The organism is Segatella copri (genome assembly GCF_019249765.2).
Lineage (GTDB): Bacteria > Bacteroidota > Bacteroidia > Bacteroidales > Bacteroidaceae > Prevotella > Prevotella copri_K.
In genome coordinates this window covers 2906016-2924636 of record NZ_CP152484.1, presented here as the reverse complement: position 1 = coordinate 2924636, position 18621 = coordinate 2906016, and the positions used below count along the sequence as shown (strand labels likewise).

At 42.9% G+C, this 18621-nt stretch carries 20 protein-coding genes and 1 tRNA gene; 19 read left to right on the top strand and 2 right to left on the bottom strand.

Annotated elements, in window-relative coordinates; translation table 11 throughout:
• The first annotated feature begins 140 nt into the window (after positions 1-140).
• The 10 genes from KUA46_RS12480 (at position 141) to KUA46_RS12435 (ending at position 9900) form a co-directional block, all read left to right on the top strand.
• Positions 141-1505, top strand: coding sequence for a DUF6242 domain-containing protein (locus tag KUA46_RS12480; protein WP_218487207.1), 1365 nt, complete (start codon positions 141-143; stop codon positions 1503-1505).
• The gene (locus KUA46_RS12475; RefSeq protein ID WP_218487208.1) at positions 1460-2176 is read left to right on the top strand and encodes a DUF6089 family protein; all 717 of its coding nucleotides are present in this window, start codon (positions 1460-1462) and stop codon (positions 2174-2176) included. The genes KUA46_RS12480 and KUA46_RS12475 overlap by 46 nt, the downstream gene beginning before the upstream one ends.
• On the top strand, positions 2173-2925 hold the full coding sequence (locus KUA46_RS12470; protein WP_181992728.1) for an isoprenyl transferase: 753 nt from the start codon (positions 2173-2175) through the stop codon (positions 2923-2925). The genes KUA46_RS12475 and KUA46_RS12470 overlap by 4 nt, the downstream gene beginning before the upstream one ends.
• Before the next feature lie 51 nt (positions 2926-2976).
• The gene (locus KUA46_RS12465) at positions 2977-5613 is read left to right on the top strand and encodes a BamA/OMP85 family outer membrane protein (RefSeq protein ID WP_118140391.1); all 2637 of its coding nucleotides are present in this window, start codon (positions 2977-2979) and stop codon (positions 5611-5613) included.
• 11 nt (positions 5614-5624) lie between these two features.
• Positions 5625-6137, top strand: coding sequence for an OmpH family outer membrane protein (locus KUA46_RS12460; RefSeq protein WP_022121518.1), 513 nt, complete (start codon positions 5625-5627; stop codon positions 6135-6137).
• A gap of 92 nt (positions 6138-6229) precedes the next feature.
• Complete coding sequence (locus tag KUA46_RS12455) at positions 6230-6715, top strand: OmpH family outer membrane protein (RefSeq protein ID WP_006848100.1); 486 nt, start codon at positions 6230-6232, stop codon at positions 6713-6715.
• 114 nt (positions 6716-6829) lie between these two features.
• Positions 6830-7384 (top strand): OmpH family outer membrane protein, encoded by a 555-nt coding sequence (locus tag KUA46_RS12450; RefSeq protein WP_218487209.1) that lies wholly within the window; start codon positions 6830-6832, stop codon positions 7382-7384.
• Positions 7381-8217: a glutamate racemase gene (gene murI, locus KUA46_RS12445; RefSeq protein WP_022121519.1), complete on the top strand. Its 837-nt coding sequence runs from the start codon at positions 7381-7383 to the stop codon at positions 8215-8217. The genes KUA46_RS12450 and murI overlap by 4 nt, the downstream gene beginning before the upstream one ends.
• 31 nt (positions 8218-8248) lie before the next feature.
• Positions 8249-8584 (top strand): 30S ribosome-binding factor RbfA, encoded by a 336-nt coding sequence (rbfA, locus tag KUA46_RS12440; RefSeq protein ID WP_006848097.1) that lies wholly within the window; start codon positions 8249-8251, stop codon positions 8582-8584.
• Positions 8585-8670: 86 nt separating this feature from the next.
• The gene (locus KUA46_RS12435; protein WP_218487210.1) at positions 8671-9900 is read left to right on the top strand and encodes an FtsX-like permease family protein; all 1230 of its coding nucleotides are present in this window, start codon (positions 8671-8673) and stop codon (positions 9898-9900) included.
• Positions 9901-9997: 97 nt separating this feature from the next.
• On the opposite strand, the gene KUA46_RS12430 is transcribed toward KUA46_RS12435, so the two are convergent.
• The gene (locus KUA46_RS12430) at positions 9998-10636 is read right to left on the bottom strand and encodes an O-methyltransferase (RefSeq protein WP_118140397.1); all 639 of its coding nucleotides are present in this window, start codon (positions 10634-10636) and stop codon (positions 9998-10000) included.
• A 29-nt stretch (positions 10637-10665) separates the two neighbouring features.
• Positions 10666-11100: a type II 3-dehydroquinate dehydratase gene (gene aroQ, locus KUA46_RS12425; RefSeq protein WP_006848094.1), complete on the bottom strand. Its 435-nt coding sequence runs from the start codon at positions 11098-11100 to the stop codon at positions 10666-10668.
• Between the two features lie 124 nt (positions 11101-11224).
• Here aroQ and xerA point away from each other — a divergent pair, with 124 nt between their 5' ends.
• The 9 genes from xerA to KUA46_RS12380 all read left to right on the top strand — a co-directional run bounded on the left by xerA (position 11225) and on the right by KUA46_RS12380 (position 18618).
• Complete coding sequence (xerA, locus tag KUA46_RS12420) at positions 11225-12181, top strand: site-specific tyrosine recombinase/integron integrase (RefSeq protein ID WP_022121521.1); 957 nt, start codon at positions 11225-11227, stop codon at positions 12179-12181.
• 117 nt (positions 12182-12298) lie between these two features.
• Entirely contained in the window at positions 12299-13573 is a 1275-nt protein-coding gene (metK, locus tag KUA46_RS12415; RefSeq protein WP_119229194.1) for a methionine adenosyltransferase, read from the top strand.
• A gap of 3 nt (positions 13574-13576) precedes the next feature.
• Positions 13577-14602: a DUF4271 domain-containing protein gene (locus KUA46_RS12410; RefSeq protein ID WP_153114369.1), complete on the top strand. Its 1026-nt coding sequence runs from the start codon at positions 13577-13579 to the stop codon at positions 14600-14602.
• Between the two features lie 6 nt (positions 14603-14608).
• Positions 14609-15358 (top strand): uroporphyrinogen-III synthase, encoded by a 750-nt coding sequence (locus KUA46_RS12405; protein WP_118079554.1) that lies wholly within the window; start codon positions 14609-14611, stop codon positions 15356-15358.
• Positions 15359-15379: 21 nt separating this feature from the next.
• Complete coding sequence (gene rnpA, locus KUA46_RS12400; protein ID WP_118079552.1) at positions 15380-15823, top strand: ribonuclease P protein component; 444 nt, start codon at positions 15380-15382, stop codon at positions 15821-15823.
• Positions 15823-16074 (top strand): membrane protein insertion efficiency factor YidD, encoded by a 252-nt coding sequence (gene yidD, locus KUA46_RS12395; protein WP_040553354.1) that lies wholly within the window; start codon positions 15823-15825, stop codon positions 16072-16074. Before rnpA ends, yidD begins: the two co-directional genes overlap by 1 nt.
• A gap of 63 nt (positions 16075-16137) precedes the next feature.
• On the top strand, positions 16138-17439 hold the full coding sequence (gene tyrS / locus KUA46_RS12390; protein ID WP_006848087.1) for a tyrosine--tRNA ligase: 1302 nt from the start codon (positions 16138-16140) through the stop codon (positions 17437-17439).
• Between the two features lie 66 nt (positions 17440-17505).
• A tRNA-Gln gene (locus tag KUA46_RS12385) sits at positions 17506-17576 on the top strand.
• 238 nt (positions 17577-17814) lie between these two features.
• Positions 17815-18618, top strand: a complete 804-nt coding sequence (locus KUA46_RS12380; protein WP_118253668.1) for a gluconate 5-dehydrogenase — start codon at positions 17815-17817, stop codon at positions 18616-18618.
• The last annotated feature ends 3 nt before the right edge of the window (positions 18619-18621 follow it).

Sequence of the window (18621 nt, the reverse complement as noted above, 5' to 3'; positions counted from 1 at the left end):
TCTTCGTTTTTACGCCTCGAAATCACTAAAAAACTTAAAAAATGCGCCTAAAATGAATAATTTGCATAATAATAAGGAGAAAAGGTCGAGTTTTTAAAGAATTCTCAGTAAATTTGCAGCTAAAAATAAAATAGGATAGAATGAAAAGGAAGTTTTTTGCTTTCATAGCGCTGATTACAGCTACGCTCTCGCTCTCTTCTTGCTTGAGCAGCGATGAAACAACAGTAGAATATACACATGATACAGCCATCACGGCTTTCTCGTTGGGTAGTCTTGACAGATATACCAAAACGAAGGCAGGTAAAGATACCTTGCTCAAGGCTAATGTGAAGGGCTCTGACTATAAATTTTACATAGATCAGGCACGACGCTGGATTTATAATGTAGATTCCTTGCCTTGTGGGGTGAGGGATACTGCCATGTTGGCTACTATCAGCAGCAAGAATAACAGCCCTATTCTCCTGATGGATATCAACAAGCGTGATTCTGTCGCAGCATACTATTCAAGCTCTGATTCCATCAACTTCTCAAAGCCTCGCTTTATTAGAGTTTACAGCAGCGACTACTCTGCCTATGCCGAGTATCAGGTTACCGTAAACGTACATAAGGAGTTGCCTTATGAGTTTAAGTGGCATGAGCTGGCTCAGAACAACAGTCAGTTGGCTGCGTTCTCTGATCTGAAGGCTGTAGCTTGTGGTGATGACATCTATGTATTCGGCAAGACTGCCGAGGGTACTAAGGTGCTGAAGTCAGCCATCAATAATGGCAGCGCCTGGTCACCTATTACGATGAACGTAGGCTTAAGTAGTGACGCTTACCAGAGTGCAGTAGCGCTGGATGGCGAACTCTATATCTCAGATGGCGGCAAAGTTTATGCTTCTGCCGATGCTGAAACATGGACATTGGTTCCTGGAAATGCAGATGTCAAGCAGCTCATTGGTGCAAGCAGCAAGTATCTCTATGCTTATACTGCTACAGGTATCTCTGTTTCAAAAGATAAGGGTGTCAGCTGGGAGGCAGAGAAACTTGATAAAGATGCAGACTATTTGCCAACACAGAATATCTCAATGAATGTGGCTGGCGTACTCTCTGCTAAGGATGTAGAGAACGTAATGCTGCTGGGTACTCGCGACAAGGCTTTGAAAGATACGGTTGCTACCACATGGTTGCGCACGGTTGACTATGATGCAAATGAAGACGGACAGTGGAACTATCTGGAAATCGAAAACAATAAAAGTGGAAAAATGCCTTGGCTGGATCAGGTAATTACCTGTGCTGCCGATACAGGCTTCGTTGCTTTAGGCAGTAACGGCAAATGGTATAAGAGCCAGGATGCCGGATTGACTTGGAAGCAGGATAAGATGGTTGTTCTGCCTGCTAAGTTTGCTACTGAAGAAGGTCGTTTCGCTTTCTGCCGCGACAAGCAACATTATTATTGGATTATCAGAAACGGATACGTATGGAGAGGACGTTTCAATATAGATGGCTGGAGCAAGGAAGATTAATCATCCTGCTTGCCTTCTTAACTCTGGGCTGTATGGCGGTTCGTGCACAGGACGATCCGCAATATCGCATGGAGATAGGCGCCGGTGTGGGGGTGATGACCTATGAAGGCGACTTTAACGGAAATGTGCTTGGCGACATGCAACCTGCCGGTTTCCTGGTGGGAAGATACAATTTCGACCCCTACAAGGACTTGAAACTGAGCGTGGGCTTTGGAAAAATAAAAGGTTCTTCGGCAAATGTGGATACTTTCTATCCTGATTATGCAGAGAATCCCTATTCCTTCAATTCTACGCTGGTTGATATGAATCTGGTGTTTGAGTACAACTTCTGGCCTTACGGAACAGGTAGAGACTATCGTGGAGCTCAGCGTCTGGTTCCTTATATACTGGGTGGCTTGGGAGCAACCTACGTAAAAGGTAATGAAAAAAATGTATTTACAGCAAACGTGCCTTTAGGCATCGGCGCAAAATATAAAGTAAACGAAAGGTTGAACTTGGGACTGGCCTGGACTTTCCATTTCTCGCTCAGCGATGAACTGGATGGTGTGAAAGACCCTTACTGGGTAAAGAGCAGTGGCATTTTCAAGAATTCCGACTGCTATTCTACCATAGCCGTTTCGGTGACCTATAGTTTCAGTGCAAAATGTAAAACTTGTAATAAAGAAGAATGATGGACAACTTAGATATGAACAGGATTCCTGAGCACATCGCTATCATTATGGATGGCAATGGTCGCTGGGCAACAGAACGGGGCAAGGAGCGTAGCTACGGCCATCAGGCTGGAGTAGAAACCGTGCGCCGAATTACATCGGAGTGTACCAGGTTGGGGGTAAAATATCTCACCCTCTATACTTTCTCTACAGAGAATTGGAACCGTCCGGCCGATGAGGTTGCTGCCTTGATGGGACTGGTACTGACTTCGCTCGAAGATGAAATCTTCATGAAGAATAATGTCCGCTTCCGTGTGATAGGCGATTTGAAACGCCTGCCACAACAGGTACAGGACAAGCTTCAGGAGACCATGGACCATACTGCGAAAAACGATGCTATGACTATGGTAGTGGCATTGAGCTATTCTTCACGTTGGGAAATCCTGAATGCTACAAAGAAAATGGTAAAAGAAGCGCTCGAGTCTGGTTCAACCTATGAGCAGATAGAGGATAAACTGACAGAGGAGAACTTCGAGAAGCATCTTGAGACCAGTTTCATGCCAGATCCTGAACTTCTGATACGTACAGGAGGTGAACTCCGTATCAGCAACTATCTTCTTTGGCAGATAGCTTATTCTGAGTTGTATTTCTGTGATACCTTCTGGCCAGACTTCAATGAAGAAGATTTGCATAAGGCAATAGCAAGTTATCAGAACCGCCAACGTCGATTTGGAAAAACCGAGGCACAGGTGGAAGAGGAGGAGAAATAGGCAAACCTCATACAAGCATAGAAAAATCATATTATATATAATAAGGTATAAATGAATAGATTTAAAAAGATTTTCATCCTGCTGTTCGGCGTAATGGCATGCATGCAGATTCAGGCACAAGATAAAATCGTAAACCCTGACATCTCGTATGCTGGTACACCTCGTACCCTTAAGATTGGTGGTATCAATGTTTCGGGTGTTGAGGGCTACGAAGACTATGTGCTCACAGGTATCTCCGGCCTCAGTGTGGGCGACGAGATTACTGTGCCTGGCGACGAGATTACCAATGCCGTAAAGCGCTACTGGAAACATGGACTCTTCTCGAAGGTGGCTATCGCTGCCGACTCTATCGTAGGTGAGAAGCTTTATCTCCATATCTATCTTGCGGTTCGTCCACGTATCTCTAATATCAACTATGTAGGTTTGAAAAAGAGCGAGCGTGAAGATATGGAGCAGAAGTTGGGTATGGTAAAGGGCACTCAGGTAACTCCGAATATGCTCGACCGTGCCAAGATTCTCGCCAAGAAGTATTTCGATGATAAGGGCTTCAAGAACGCTGATATCCAGATTAACCAGCGCGATGATGTTGCCAACAAGGGACAGGTAATCCTGGATGTTGTTGTTGACAAGAAAGAAAAAATCAAGGTACATCAGATAACAATCGATGGAAACGAACAGCTTTCTGACCGCAAGATTAAGGGTGGACTCTTCTCGAAGGGTGCTTTTGCCAAGACGCATGAGGCTGGTAAGTTCGCTACTTTCTTCAAGTCGAAGAAGTTTACCCCTGAGCGTTGGAAGGAAGATAAGCAGAAACTCATCGACAAATATAATGAGTATGGTTTCCGTGATGCTCAGATTCTGGAAGATAGTGTGAGCAACTTCGATGAGAAGCACGTTAATATCTATATCAAGGTAGATGAAGGTAAGAAATACTATATCCGTAACATCTCCTGGGCAGGTAATACCGTTTACTCTTCAGCTTATCTCGAAGCATTGCTCGGCATGAAGAAGGGCGATGTATATAACCAGAAGATATTGGGTAAGCGCCTGAATGAAGATGATGACGCTGTTTCTAACCTCTACTATAATAATGGTTATGTGTTCTCTCGTATCGAACCGACTGAAATCAATATTGATGGCGATTCTATCGATTTGGAGATGCGCGTAACAGAGGGACCTCAGGCTTATCTGAGCCATGTACGTATCAATGGTAATACTCGTCTTTACGAAAACGTAGTGCGCCGTGAGCTCCGTACCAAGCCAGGTGACCTCTTCTCTAAGGATGCTCTGATGCGTTCGGCTCGTGAGCTTGCTTCTATGGGACACTTTGATCCTGAGAAGGTTAGCCCGGATGTAAAGCCTAATCCTGAAGATGGTACGGTTGATGTAAACTGGAACCTGGAGCAGAAGAGTAACGACCAGATTGAGTTCTCACTCGGTTGGGGTCAGACGGGTGTCATCGGACGTGTGGGCTTGAAGCTCAACAACTTCTCTATGGCAAACCTCTTCAACAAAAACAAGGAGCATCGTGGTATCATGCCTATCGGTGATGGTGAGGTGCTGAGTATCGGCGCACAGACCAATGGTACCTACTACCAGAGCTATAACGTAAGCTACTCTACCAACTGGTTTGGCGGCAAGCGCCCTATCCAGTTCAGCGTAGGTGCATACTACAGTAAGAGTACCGACGTGTCAAGCAACTATTACAATAGTGCTTACATGAACAACTATTACAGTTATATGTATGGTTATGGTTCTAGTTACTATAACAACTACGAGAATTATTACGATCCAGACAAGTATATCCAGATGGTGGGTGTAAGCCTCGGTTGGGGTAAGCGCCTCCGTTGGCCGGATGATTACTTCACCTTGTCTGTACAGTTGGCTTACCAGCGCTACATGATGAAGAACTGGAGCTATATGTTGATGACCAACGGTAATGCGAACAACTTGAACTTGACCATCGCATTGAACCGAACATCAACCGATAACCAACTCTTCCCACGTCGTGGTTCTGAGGTTGAGGCAAGTGTCAACCTTACTCCGCCATGGAGTGCGTTCGACAACAAGGACTACAAGAATCTTGCCAACGATTCTAAGTCGCCAACCTATTCTGCTGAGCAGCAGGAGAAGTACAGATGGATTGAATACCATAAGTGGAAGTTCAAGGCAAAGACTTATACTGCACTCACAGAGGGTCAGAAGTGCTTCGTATTGATGACCCGTGTAGAACTCGGTTTGCTCGGTTCTTATAACAAGTATAAGAAGAGTCCGTTCGAGACCTACTATGTGGGTGGTGACGGTATGAGTGGATACTCATCATATTATGGTGAGGAAACAATCGGACTCCGCGGTTATGAGAATGGTTCTGTATCTTACAGTCCTACAACCGGTTACTATGCTTATGCATACGACCGCTTCTCATTGGAGCTTCGCTATCCATTCCTCTTAGGTAACACAACCATTTACGGTTTGACCTTCGTAGAGGCTGGTAACGCCTGGTATGAAACCAAGAAGTTCAACCCATTCAGCATGAAGCGTAGTGCCGGTGTCGGTGTACGTATCTTCTTGCCTATGGTTGGTCTGATGGGTATTGACTGGGCTTACGGTTTCGATACAGTATGGAATGGTAGCTCATATAAGAAGGGTGGAAGCCAGTTCCACTTCATCTTAGGTCAGGAATTCTAAAAATGGGTTTTATGAAGAAAATAGTATTGATGCTGATGATGGCTGTAGCAGCCATCTCAGCACATGCACAGAAATATGCATTGATAGATATGGAGTACATCTTGAAGAATGTACCCGCTTATGAGCGTGCCAACGAGCAGCTGAATCAGGTAAGCCGCAAATGGCAGGCTGAGGTAGAAGCTCTTAACACAGAGGCAAGCACCATGTATAAGAACTATCAGAACGAGGTAGTGTTCCTTTCCCAGGAACAGAAGAAGGCTAAGCAGGATGCCATCATGCAGAAAGAGAAGGAGGCTAGCGATTTGAAGAAAAAATATTTTGGTGCAGAAGGCGACCTTTATAAGATGCGTGAGGCATTGATGGGACCTATTCAGGAAGAGATTTATACAGCAGTAAAAGAGATTTCAGACCTGCGCGGATATTCGCTTGTTCTCGATAGAGCTAGCAACAGCGGCATCATCTTTGGCTCTCCTAAGATAGATATTAGCAACGAAGTGCTCCAAAAATTAGGTTATTCCAAATAATAATTGTATATTTGCAGCCGGTAAGTATATCTGCCAATGGTTGGCAGCATGAAAACTTCATTTAGAAATTAATAATTAAAAAGAATAAAACAATGAAAAAGCTTATTTTAATGTTGATGCTCTGTGCACCAATGACTATGATGGCTCAGAAGTTTGGTAAAGTAAATACTCAGCAGATTATGCAGTCTTTGCCAGATGTAGCTAAGGCTAATGGCGAGATGGAAGCTCTCCAGAAGCAGAAGGAGAATGACTTGAAGTCTATGCAGGATGAGTTCCAGCGTAAGGCTGACGAGTATCAGAAGGGTTCCAGTACAATGAACGCTACTGCAAAGCAGCAGAAGGAAACTGAGTTGCAGACTCTCCAGCAGAAAATTCAGCAGGCTTACCAGGATGGTCAGCAGGAGTTGCAGAAGAAGAGCAGCGAACTCATGCAGCCTATCGTAGCAAAGGTACGTACAGCTATCGAGGCTGTAGGCAAGGCTGGCAACTACACCTTCATCTTCGAGGATGGTGCAGCTGTATATACAGGTACTAACGTAGTAGACGTTACTAAGGAAGTACAGGCTAAGATTAAGTAATCAAGGCAAATAAAAAGAATATAGATTGAGGGCAGGCAGAAGTGCTTGCCCTTATTTCTCATTTTCAATAACGAGGTATTTATAAGGTATTCATCATAAATGGTATCACTCTTCATGAAAAAGAATCTCTTATTTCTGGCTTTTGCTCTCATCTCTTTGATTGTTTCAGCCCAGCATACAACGCCTGCAGCAAAGGTTCAGCAACAACAGATTGCTGTATCTGCTCCTTTGCATTTTGGCTACTTTAGTTTTGATAAGGTTTTTCATACTATGCCTGGTTACGCTATAGCCAAGCATAATATGGATGAACTCCGTGAGAAATACGATGCAGAAACGAAACGTGTAGAAACTGAGTTTAATGCTAAGTATGAGAAATTTCTTGATGGACAGCGCACTTATGCCAAGACAATTCTGGAGAAACGTCAGGCTGAATTGCGTGAATTGATGGAGAAAAATATTGCCTTCAAGGCTGAGGCTACCCGCCTGTTGCAGCAAGCAGAGAATGATGCTTATGCTCCGCTCAAAGCAAAAATAAACGAGGAAGCCAAAAAGATTGGCAAGCAGAAGGGCTTTGCCTTTATCATCAATACAGACAATAATGCAGCTCCTTATCTCAACGAAGAGATGGGGGAGGATATTACAGCTTTGCTGGAGGAGACTTTGAAATGATGTTGCCTTCTAATCCCGGACCAATCGGTGTCTTTGATTCTGGTTATGGCGGACTGACCATCCTGCATGGGTTGCGCCAGACGATGCCTCAGTATGATTATATGTACTTGGGTGATAACGCTCGTGCTCCTTATGGCTCGCGTTCGTTTGAGGTGGTTTATAAGTTCACACGCCAGGCTGTGCTTAAACTTTTCTCTATGGGGTGTCATCTCGTTATCCTGGGATGTAATACGGCTTCGGCTAAGGCACTACGTTCTTTGCAGCAGCGCGATATTCCTGAGTTGGATCCCACCAGAAGAGTTCTGGGTATTATCCGCCCTACTGCCGAAGTAATTGGTACTATTACCAAGAGTAATCACGTGGGACTTCTGGCTACAGAAGGTACTATTAAAAGCCAAAGTTATAATATGGAAATTTCGAAACTTTGGCCAGAGATTCAGGTGAATGGCGTGGCTTGTCCGCTTTGGGCTGCCATCGTGGAAGCCAATGAAGCAGATAGTCCGGGAGCTGATTATTTCGTAAAGAAACGCATCGACCAGCTGATGCTGAAGGACGCTGATATTGATACCATTATTTTGGGTTGCACGCATTATCCGCTTCTTATGAGCAGCATTGTGAAGAATCTTCCTGATGGCGTAAGAGTGGTTCCGCAAGGACAATATGTAGCAAACAGTCTGAAAGATTATCTGAAACGCCATCCGCAGATGGAACAGATGATAACCAAAACAGGCTCTTGCCGATATCTCACAACAGAGAGTGAGGATAAATTCAAGGAATCTGCACAGATTTTCCTTCATGAACAGGTGGAGGTTACACATGTAGATCTTGAATAGTATTATAGTTAATAATTTATAGTTAATAGTTATGCAAGAAACAAGACAAAACCGTATATCAAGACTTCTCCAGAAGGAGTTGAGTCTTATCTTCCAGTCACAAACCCGCATGATGCATGGTGTGATGGTAAGTGTTACTAAGGTTAGAGTAAGTCCAGATCTCAGTATCTGTACTGCTTACTTGAGTGTGTTCCCTTCTGAAAAAGGAGAGGAGATTTTGAAGAATATCAATGCAAATGAGAAGACGATCCGTTTCGACTTGGGTAAAAAAGTGAGAAACCAGTTACGTATTATTCCAGAACTCCGTTTCTTCCTTGATGATAGTCTCGATTATTTGGAGCACATTGATGAACTCTTGAAAAAGTAAAAGAGTAAAGAAGTAAAAAGACAAGGGAGTTAAGACGGCAATTCTTGACTCCCTATACTGTTATATAAATAAGGTAAGATAGAATTATGAATTTCCCATTCTTTATAGCTCGCAGGTATCTTTTCTCAAAGAAGAGTACGCACGTCATCAACGTCATCAGTTCTATTTCTGTAATAGGAGTGGCGGTAGCTACGATGGCTCTGGTCATCGTTCTGAGTGTTTTTAACGGCTTCCATGACCTGGTAGCTTCACTCTTTACGAGTTTTGATCCACAACTCAAGGTTGTGCCTGTTGAGGGAAAGACTGCACCTGCAGATGATCCTATTCTTACTAAGATTCGTCTTTTGCCGCAGGTAGATGTTGCAACAGAAACCGTAGAAGATCAAGCTCTTGCAATCTATAATGATCATCAGGCTATGGTGAAAATCAAGGGTGTAGATGATAATTTTGCAGAACTTTCTCATATTACAGATATTTTATATGGTGATGGCTCTTTCTCCTTGCATGCTGCCAATCTGGAATATGGAACCGTAGGTATCCGTCTTGCCCAGAATTTAGGCATAGGAGCACAATGGGATGGTTTCCTGAAAATCTATGCTCCTAAAAAGGAAGGACAGCTGGATATGACTAACCCAGGTGATGGCTTTGTTGTTGACTCGCTCAACTCTCCTGGAGTGCTTTTTGCCGTTAAACAGGCTAAGTATGATAAAAACTACATCATCACTTCTATTTCATTTGCCCGTAATCTCTTTGGTCAGCAAGGTATGCTCTCTGATTTGGAATTACGCTTGAAACCGGGTAGCAATCTGGATGCTGTAAAGGCTGAGATGCAGCAGATAGCTGGTAATAAATATAAAGTGCTTGACAGATTTGAACAACAGGAAGATACCTTTAAAATTATGTTGATAGAGAAGATGATTGCTTATATCTTCCTGACCTTTATCTTAGTTGTTGCATGTTTCAATATCATCGGGTCGCTTTCTATGCTTATTATTGATAAGAAAAATGATGTAGTGACTCTTCGTAATCTTGGAGCTAACGATAAGCAGATTACCAGAGTATTTCTTTTTGAAGGTAGAATGATAGCCGTGATAGGTGCTGTTATCGGTATTGGATTGGGCTTGCTCCTCTGCTTTTTGCAGCAGCAATATGGATTTGTTCGTCTGGGAGATTCTGAAGGCTCCTTTATTGTTGATGCTTATCCGGTAAGTGTCCATTACTCAGATGTTGCCATTATCTTCGTTACTGTAATTGCTGTAGGTTGGCTTGCTGTATGGTATCCTGTAAGAGCGCTGAGTAAAAGGCTGTTGAGTTAAAACCTACAGAATTTCTTATACTTGGGTGCATATACTAAAAGAAATGGCATGAATCTTTCATGGGAGATTCATGCCATTTCTTGTTCTAATTGATTTTTTATTTTTTCCTGATGAGTGTAAGACCATCGCGTAGTGGCAAGATAACAACCTCTACCCTAGGATCTCTTGCTATTAAATCATTGAAAGCCCGAATGCCTTGAGTCTGGTGATCTCGGTCGTAGGCAGGATCAATGACGTGACCATCCCAAAGAGTATTGTCTGCAAGGATGTAGCCTCCAGGGTTCAGGATGCTCATAACCATTTCATACGTTTCTATATAGGTACGCTTATCGCCATCAACAAAAGCCATATCGAATTTTACGCCTAGTTGGGGCGCTTCTATGTTGGCATCACCGATGCGGAAGTCAATCTTGTCGGCAACATTCGAACCTTCTATCCAGGGACGGGTAAAATCTTCCATCTCATCATTGATTTCGAAAGTGTAGAGTTTTCCTCCTTCCTGCAATCCCTGGGCCAGGCAGATAGCACTATAGCCACTAAATGTGCCTACTTCCAGAATATTCTTCGGGCGAATCATCTCTACAAGCATCTTGAGAAGTCTGCCCTGAATATGGCCGCTAGCCATACGTCCATGGATAGTATGTATATTGGTGGCGCGGTAAAGACGATACAGATAATCGCCTTCAGGCTCTATATGCTGGCAGATATATTTGTCTATGAGTTCAGTCTCTGTCATAATCTGATGGATTTAGAGTAACGGAAATCTTACTCTTCTGTTTCTTTCTGTGCTAAGATTCCAGAAATGGCAAGTTCGTAAGAAGCCAGACCGAAACCGCAGATTACGCCCAGACAAGCACAGGAAATATATGAATGATGGCGGAACTCTTCACGTTTATGCACATTAGAGATGTGTACTTCAACGCAAGGGCATTTCAAACTGCGAATACAATCCTGCAAGGCGATGCTGGTATGAGTATAGGCGCCAGCATTGAGTACTACACCATCATAGGAAAAACCTACTTCTTGCAGCTTGTTGATTAACTCGCCTTCAATGTTGCTCTGAAAGTACTCTATCTCAATATCAGGGAATTTTGCTTTCAGCTTAGGCAGATAACTCTCGAAAGAATTGCTACCATAAATACCCGGTTCTCTTACACCAAGAAGGTTCAAGTTTGGACCATTAATAATTTGTATCTTCATATTTACTTGATTTTTAATCGTAATCCATATTTTTTTCGTATCTTTGCGGCTGAGATCTTTTGTACTCTCCTGTCTTATGCAAAGACGATGCAAAGATACAATAAATTAAGGAAACTGACAAAAAATGAGGAATGAAATTATAAAGAACTATATGAGATACCTCAAGTTGGGGCGTAATTTCTCCAAAAATACGTTGGATGCCTATTACCATGACTTGAATTTTCTCTTGGAGTATGCTGATAAGAACAATTTGGTGCTGACGGAAATGAAATTGGAAGACTTGGAGAATTTTTCTGCAAGTTTACATGATCGTGGTGTTTCTGCTCGTTCACAAGCTCGGATTTTGAGCGGAATCCGTTCTTTCTACCGGTATCTGGTGCTTGATGATTATATAAAAGACGATCCGACCGAATTACTGGTTTCTCCCCAAATAGGAAAGCATTTGCCGGAGTATTTATCTGTAGAAGAGGTTGACATGCTTGAAGCGGCTATCGATTTGGAAAAATGGGAGGGACAGCGTAATAAGGCGATTATAGAAACCCTGTTCTCCTGTGGCCTTCGCGTTTCGGAACTTGTGAATCTAAAGAAAAGCGATGTGTTTGAAGAAGAAAAGTTTATTAGGGTCATAGGTAAAGGTAACAAGGAACGCATCGTTCCTATTTCTGGTAAGGCTCTGAAAGAAATCAATCTTTGGTATATAGACCGGAATCTGATGACAATCAAGCCAGGTGAGGAAGACTATGTCTTCTTGAATCGTAGAGGTGCTCATCTCACACGTAATATGATACTTATCATGATAAAAAATGCGGCTTATGATGCAGGAATCAAGAAAACCATTTCTCCTCATACTTTACGCCATAGTTTTGCTACAGCCTTGTTGAAAGGTGGAGCCGATCTGAGAGTAATTCAGGCCTTGCTGGGGCATGAAGATATTGGAACCACAGAGATTTATACTCATCTTGAAACTTCAGATTTGCGCAGAGCTATCTTGGAACATCATCCTCGAAATATCAAATATAGTGAAGAAAACCAAGTGCTTGATTCTGATAAAACAGACAAAAGATGCCCGAATAACAGATAAAGCACAAGGAATTGACGTTTTTTATATAGGAATATGACAAAATCTGAAAAAATATGAGTAACTTTGCAGCCGCAAAATAATGAATATCAATAATTAATAGAAATAAAGTAAGAAAATATGGCATATTTGTTTTCATCAGAATCAGTTTCTGAAGGACATCCAGATAAAGTGGCTGATCAGATTTCAGATGCATTGCTTGACCAGTTTTTGGCTTACGATGACCACGCTCATTGCGCCATCGAAACCTTTTGTACTACTGGTCAGGTAGTAATCATGGGTGAGGTTCGCTCTAACGTTTATGTTGATTTGCAGAACATTGCCCGCAAGACTATCAAGAAAATCGGTTATACCAAGAGCGAATATCAGTTTGACGGCGACTCTTGTGGTGTGCTTACTGCTATTCATGAACAGAGTGATGATATTAACCGCGGTGTAAGTCGTGAGGAGGATGATAATCAGGGTGCAGGCGACCAGGGTATGATGTTCGGTTATGCAACAACGGAAACCGAAAATTATATGCCGGTATCACTCGACTTGGCTCAGCTCATCATGCGTGTACTTGCAGATATCCGCAAGGAGGGCAAGGTGATGACTTATCTCCGTCCGGACTCTAAAAGCCAGGTAACTATCGAATACTCAGACGATAATATCCCACAGCGCATCGATACCATCGTAGTTTCTACCCAGCATGATGATTTTATCAAGAAGGCAAATGGTGAGGACGATGATGATGCTATGCTGGCAAAGATTCGTGAGGATGTAATCAATATCCTGATTCCAAGAGTAAAGACTCACCTGAGTGATAAGGTGTTGGCTCTCTTCAATGATGACATCAAGTACTTCGTAAACCCTACAGGTAAGTTCGTGATTGGTGGTCCTCATGGAGATACAGGTCTTACCGGTCGTAAGATCATTGTAGATACTTATGGAGGTAAGGGTGCTCATGGTGGTGGTGCCTTCTCTGGAAAGGATAGCAGTAAGGTTGACCGTTCGGCTGCTTATGCTGCCCGTTATATTGCAAAGAATATGGTTGCTGCCGGCGTTGCAGATGAAATGTTGGTTCAGGTAAGTTATGCTATCGGCGTGGCAGAACCGGTTAGTATCTATGTAAATACTTACGGCAGAAGCCATGTGAATATGACTGACGGCGAGATTGCAAAGAAAATTGCAGAAATGTTTGATCTTCGTCCTAAAGCAATCGAGCGCCAGTTGAAGTTGCGCCAGCCAATGTTCCAGGAAACTGCGGCATATGGACACATGGGACGTAAGAATGAGATAGTAGAGAAAACCTTCACCAGCCGATATCATGAGGCTAAAACTGTGAAGGTAGAACTCTTTACATGGGAAAAATTAGATAAGGTAGACGAAATCAAGAAAGTTTTCGGACTTTAAGGAATGGTGCAACAGGCAGATTCGATACAGACAGATGCCGCACTTGAGACTGAATCGCAACAGCAAGTGCTCAGGCAACATAGCAGCCAGCTCACACCCAAAGAGGTGTTGAGCTGGCTGCCTAAGAATGCAACGCCAGCTCAGCAGGACTCCATGATTAGGGCACATATCAAGCCCAGTGAGATTCATTGGAGCAAGATGCCGGATACATTACACTTGCCGGGACATAAGGCAGGTAAGAGTTTTAGGGATGTAAGTTTGCCACAATATTATCGTGAGTCATTCTTTTCAAAAGATTCTCTGTTTCATCCGGAATTAAAGGGTGGACGCTTAGGGGTGGCAGGTGATCCTGTTCCCTATACGGTAGCTGGTGATAGCTTTATTACTTCATTGCTGTTGGTCTGTTTTCTCTTGGCTTGTATAGCATTCTCTAAATCTAAGCATTTTGTTATACGCCAGGCAAAAACCTTCTTCCGTACTCCACGCATCGGTACAACAGAGGTGACGGAGACCAGTTCTGAAGTAAGATACCAGTTCTTCTTCGTGTTGCAGACCTGTCTTTTGCTGGCAATCGGGTATTTCATTTATTCGAAAGCATCTATCAGCGATACGTTTATCGTAGACCAATATCAGGTAATCAGTATATATGCTGGTTGTATGGGGGGCTATTTCTTGTTGAAGGCGTTCCTCTATGTGATTTCTGGTTGGGTATTCTTTGAAAAGAAAAAAAATGTACAATGGCTCAAGGCATACTTGTTCCTTATATCATGTCAAGGAGTGGCCTTGTTCCCAATGGTGATGCTTTTGTCGTATTTCGATTTTCCATTGCAAATTGCAGTGATATACACGTTGACTATCCTTGGATTAGTTAAATTGTTGGCTTTTTTGAAGGCTTACATTATCTTTTTTAGAAGAAATGGCGTGTTTCTGCAAATATTTTTGTACTTTTGTGCCCTTGAAGTGATACCCTTGTTCGCTCTTTGGGGTGGACTTGTGTTAATCAGTCATTATTTGAAAATAAACTTTTAAGACAAAATGATAAAGAAAATTTTAGTTTCTCAGCCAAAACCTGCAAGTGAGAAGTCTCCTTACTTCGATATCCAGGCTCAATATGGAGTAGAATGCGTGTTCCGTCCATTCTTTAAGGTAGAGGGGCTCTCTTCTAAAGAATTCCGTCAGCAGAAAATAAATTTGCTTGACTATACTGCTGTCGTATTTACATCTCGTCATGCAGTAGACAACTACTTTAAATTAGCTAAGGAGATGCGTATCACAATTCCTGAAGATATGAAATATTTCTGTGTGATAGAGACTATCGCTCTCTACATCCAAAAGTATGTTCAGTATCGCAAGCGTAAGGTGTTCTTTGGTGATACAGGTAAAATTGATGGGTTGATGGGACAGATGGCTCGCCATAAAACCGAGAAATATCTGGTACCATTAAGCAGTGTTCATAATGATGATATTGCCAACTTGCTTGATGAGAAAAAACTCAATCATACAGAATGTGTCATGTATCGTACTGTAAGCAATGATTTCTCAGAAGAGGAAATCAAGAACTTCGATTATGATATGATGCTTTTCTTTAGCCCAACAGGTGTAAAGGCTCTGAAGAAGAATTTCCCTAATTTTGAACAAGGGAATATCGCTGTTGGCGCTTTTGGTCCTGCTACAGCAAAAACGGTTGAAGATGAGGGCTTACGCCTTGATCTGGAGGCTCCTAATAAAGTTTTTCCATCTATGACAGGTGCTTTGGCAGATTATCTGAAACGTCATAATAAATAGAAAATATTTAATAGAATAGATATGTCAACAGACAGAAATAAAACATTCGGAAAGAAAGAGCATCTATGTAAACTGACACTTATAGAACAGCTCTTTGGAGGTGGTGCTAAAGCAATGACGGCATGGCCTATGAGAATGGTGTTTCTTCTTGTTGACAAGAAAGATGAGCAAGCACCTTCTGTTCAAGTTCTTATCAGTGTATCAAAGCGTTATTTTAAGCACGCAGTAAAGCGCAATCGGGTAAAGCGACAGATACGTGAAGCTTTTCGTTATCAAAAACAAGAGCTGGAGACTTGTATGCAGAATTATGTTGGAAAACAATTGCTTGTGGCTTTTGTTTGGCAAACAGAACAATTGCAGCCTTCAAAGCTGGTTTCAACCAAAATGACTAAACTTTTGGATAGATTGGTTGATAATATCAAGGAGATGCAATCTGAAACAGTCATGAAAGAGAGCTGTTTATGATGAAGATTCTCTTTATGATAGCACATGGCATGAGAAAGGTGTTGGTATGGATTCTTATACTGCCGATATTGTTTTATCAGAAGTGTATTACTCCTTATACGCCACCTTCCTGTCGCTTTCAGCCCACTTGCTCAGAGTATGCGAGACAAGCCATCCTGAAGCATGGTCCCTTTAAGGGACTGGCTTTGGCTGTTTGGCGCATCTTAAGATGCAATCCTTGGGGTGGTTCGGGTTATGATCCCGTACCGTAAGTTTCCGACTGTATTGTTGGGCCCCTTATACATATTATATAATATAATAAAAAATCATATTCTATGGCAAAAAATTTTGTTGAAGAATTGAAATGGCGTGGTATGCTGGCGCAGATAATGCCAGGTACTGAGGAATATCTCAACACCCACATGGTGTCTGCCTATCTCGGAACCGACCCTACTGCAGACTCTCTGCACATCGGTCACCTTTGTGGTATCATGATGTTGCGCCACTTGCAGCGTTGTGGCCATAAGCCTTATCTCCTCGTCGGCGGTGCCACGGGTATGATTGGCGACCCTTCTGGCAAGAGCCAGGAGCGCAATCTTCTCGATTCAGAGACTCTCTATCATAACCAGGAAGCTATCAAGAAGCAGGTATCTAAGTTCCTCGACTTCGATGGCAATGAGCCTAACAAGGCGGAGTTGGTGAACAACTACGACTGGATGAAGGACTTCACCTTCCTCGATTTCGCTCGTGTGGTTGGTAAGCATATCACTGTAAACTACATGATGGCGAAGGATAGCGTGCAGAAGCGCTTGAACGGTGAGGCTCGCGACGGCTTGTCTTTCACTGAGTTCACCTATCAGTTGCTCCAGGGCTACGACTTCCTCTATCAGTATGAGAAGTATGGTGTTCGTCTCCAGTTGGGTGGTAACGACCAGTGGGGTAACATGACTACCGGTACTGAGCTGATTCACCGTACATTGGGTAACGATGCAGAGTGCTTCTGCCTCACTTGCCCATTGATTACCAAGGCAGACGGTAAGAAGTTCGGTAAGACAGAGAGCGGTAACATCTGGTTGGACCGTAACCGTACTACTCCTTACGCTTTCTACCAGTTCTGGTTGAACGTAAGCGATGATGATGCCGAGAAGTACATCAAGATCTTCACTGACCTTGACAAGGAGACTATCGATGCTCTCGTAGAGGAGCACAAGCAGGATCCAGGTCGCCGTGTACTTCAGAAGCGTTTGGCTGAGGAGGTTACCATAATGGTTCACTCTCAGGAGGATTTGGATATGGCTATCGCAGCCAGCAACATCCTCTTCGGTAAGGCTACCAAGGAGAACTTGGCACAGCTCGATGAGGCTACATTGAATGATGTATTTGCCAATGTACCTCACTACGACCTCGACAAGAACTTGCTCGGTGGTACAGCTGTTGACCTCTTCAACCAGGAAGGTATGCAGATCTTCCCAAGTAAGAGCGAGATGCGTAAGCTCGTTAAGGGTGGTGGCGTTTCACTCAACAAGGAGAAACTCGCTGCTTTCGATCAGGTTGTAACTGCTGATGACCTGATTGACGGCAAGTATCTTTTGGTTCAGAAAGGTAAGAAGAACTACTTCTTGATTACCGTTAAGTAATCGTTAAAAGTATTGAAAATATTTGGTAGTGGAGAAAAAATCCACTACCTTTGCATTCGATTTGCTTGTCCTATGGTGTAATGGTAGCACTACAGTTTTTGGTTCTGTCAGTGGTGGTTCGAATCCGCCTGGGACAACAAGTCATAAATAACCCTTCAAGTCTTTGCGGATTTGGAGGGTTATTTTGTTTATAATAAAGTTCGGATACAACAAGCTCTTTGCATCTATGATAGGTCAATTTTGATGAAAAGTAGTCAATAAAATGAGAAAATAAGTAAAAAGGGTGCATCTTTCGTATTGATTTAGGGTGATATTCAAAATTATTTTGTATCTTTGCCCTCGTAACAAATCAAACAATTTATAAAAAATAAAAGTATGGACTTTAACAAACTATTCTCATTGGAGGGTAAGGTTGCCCTCGTTACAGGTGCCGCTTATGGTATCGGTTTCGCTATTGCTGAGGCTTATGCCAAAGCTGGTGCTAAGATTGCTTTCAATTGCCGTAGCCAACACCACATGGATCAGGCTCTTGCAGATTACAAAGCAAAGGGTATTGAGGCAAAGGGTTATATCTGTGATGTAACAGATGAGGAACAGGTGAAAAACATGGTAGCTGACATCGAGAAAGAACTTGGTGTTATTGATATTTTGGTAAACAACGCAGGTATTATCAAGCGTATTCCTATGACAGAGATGTCTGTAGATGACTTCAAGCAGGTTATTGACATTGACCTCACTGCACCTTTCATCGTATCTAAGGCAGTTATCCCTGGTATGATCAAGAAGGGTCATGGTAAGATTATCAACATCTGTTCTATGATGAGCGAACTGGGCCGTGAGACTGTTTCTGCATACGCAGCTGCCAAGGGTGGCTTGAAGATGTTGACACGTAACATCTGCTCAGAGTATGGTGAGTACAACATCCAGTGCAATGGCTTGGGCCCTGGTTACATCGCAACTCCTCAGACTGCACCTCTCCGTGAGTGTCAGGCTGATGGTAGCCGTCATCCATTCGATAGCTTTATCTGTGCAAAGACTCCTGCAGGTCGCTGGTTGGAACCAGAAGAGTTGGCAGGTCCTGCAGTTTTCTTGGCTTCAGATGCTTCTAATGCAGTGAATGGTCATATTCTCTATGTAGATGGTGGTATCTTGGCATATATCGGAAAGCAGCCAAAATAAAGG

Coding starts and splice junctions, on each gene's coding strand:
- rbfA (WP_006848097.1), top strand. CDS start 8,249: ATGCAAGAAACAAGACAAAACCGTATATCAAGACTTCTCCAGAAGGAG.
- KUA46_RS12435 (WP_218487210.1), top strand. CDS start 8,671: ATGAATTTCCCATTCTTTATAGCTCGCAGGTATCTTTTCTCAAAGAAG.
- rnpA (WP_118079552.1), top strand. CDS start 15,380: ATGTCAACAGACAGAAATAAAACATTCGGAAAGAAAGAGCATCTATGT.
- murI (WP_022121519.1), top strand. CDS start 7,381: ATGATGTTGCCTTCTAATCCCGGACCAATCGGTGTCTTTGATTCTGGT.
- KUA46_RS12470 (WP_181992728.1), top strand. CDS start 2,173: ATGATGGACAACTTAGATATGAACAGGATTCCTGAGCACATCGCTATC.
- KUA46_RS12450 (WP_218487209.1), top strand. CDS start 6,830: ATGAAAAAGAATCTCTTATTTCTGGCTTTTGCTCTCATCTCTTTGATT.
- xerA (WP_022121521.1), top strand. CDS start 11,225: ATGAGGAATGAAATTATAAAGAACTATATGAGATACCTCAAGTTGGGG.
- metK (WP_119229194.1), top strand. CDS start 12,299: ATGGCATATTTGTTTTCATCAGAATCAGTTTCTGAAGGACATCCAGAT.
- KUA46_RS12405 (WP_118079554.1), top strand. CDS start 14,609: ATGATAAAGAAAATTTTAGTTTCTCAGCCAAAACCTGCAAGTGAGAAG.
- KUA46_RS12475 (WP_218487208.1), top strand. CDS start 1,460: ATGGAGAGGACGTTTCAATATAGATGGCTGGAGCAAGGAAGATTAATC.
- KUA46_RS12410 (WP_153114369.1), top strand. CDS start 13,577: ATGGTGCAACAGGCAGATTCGATACAGACAGATGCCGCACTTGAGACT.
- tyrS (WP_006848087.1), top strand. CDS start 16,138: ATGGCAAAAAATTTTGTTGAAGAATTGAAATGGCGTGGTATGCTGGCG.
- KUA46_RS12455 (WP_006848100.1), top strand. CDS start 6,230: ATGAAAAAGCTTATTTTAATGTTGATGCTCTGTGCACCAATGACTATG.
- KUA46_RS12465 (WP_118140391.1), top strand. CDS start 2,977: ATGAATAGATTTAAAAAGATTTTCATCCTGCTGTTCGGCGTAATGGCA.
- KUA46_RS12460 (WP_022121518.1), top strand. CDS start 5,625: ATGAAGAAAATAGTATTGATGCTGATGATGGCTGTAGCAGCCATCTCA.
- aroQ (WP_006848094.1), bottom strand. CDS start 11,100: ATGAAGATACAAATTATTAATGGTCCAAACTTGAACCTTCTTGGTGTA.
- yidD (WP_040553354.1), top strand. CDS start 15,823: ATGAAGATTCTCTTTATGATAGCACATGGCATGAGAAAGGTGTTGGTA.
- KUA46_RS12430 (WP_118140397.1), bottom strand. CDS start 10,636: ATGACAGAGACTGAACTCATAGACAAATATATCTGCCAGCATATAGAG.
- KUA46_RS12480 (WP_218487207.1), top strand. CDS start 141: ATGAAAAGGAAGTTTTTTGCTTTCATAGCGCTGATTACAGCTACGCTC.
- KUA46_RS12380 (WP_118253668.1), top strand. CDS start 17,815: ATGGACTTTAACAAACTATTCTCATTGGAGGGTAAGGTTGCCCTCGTT.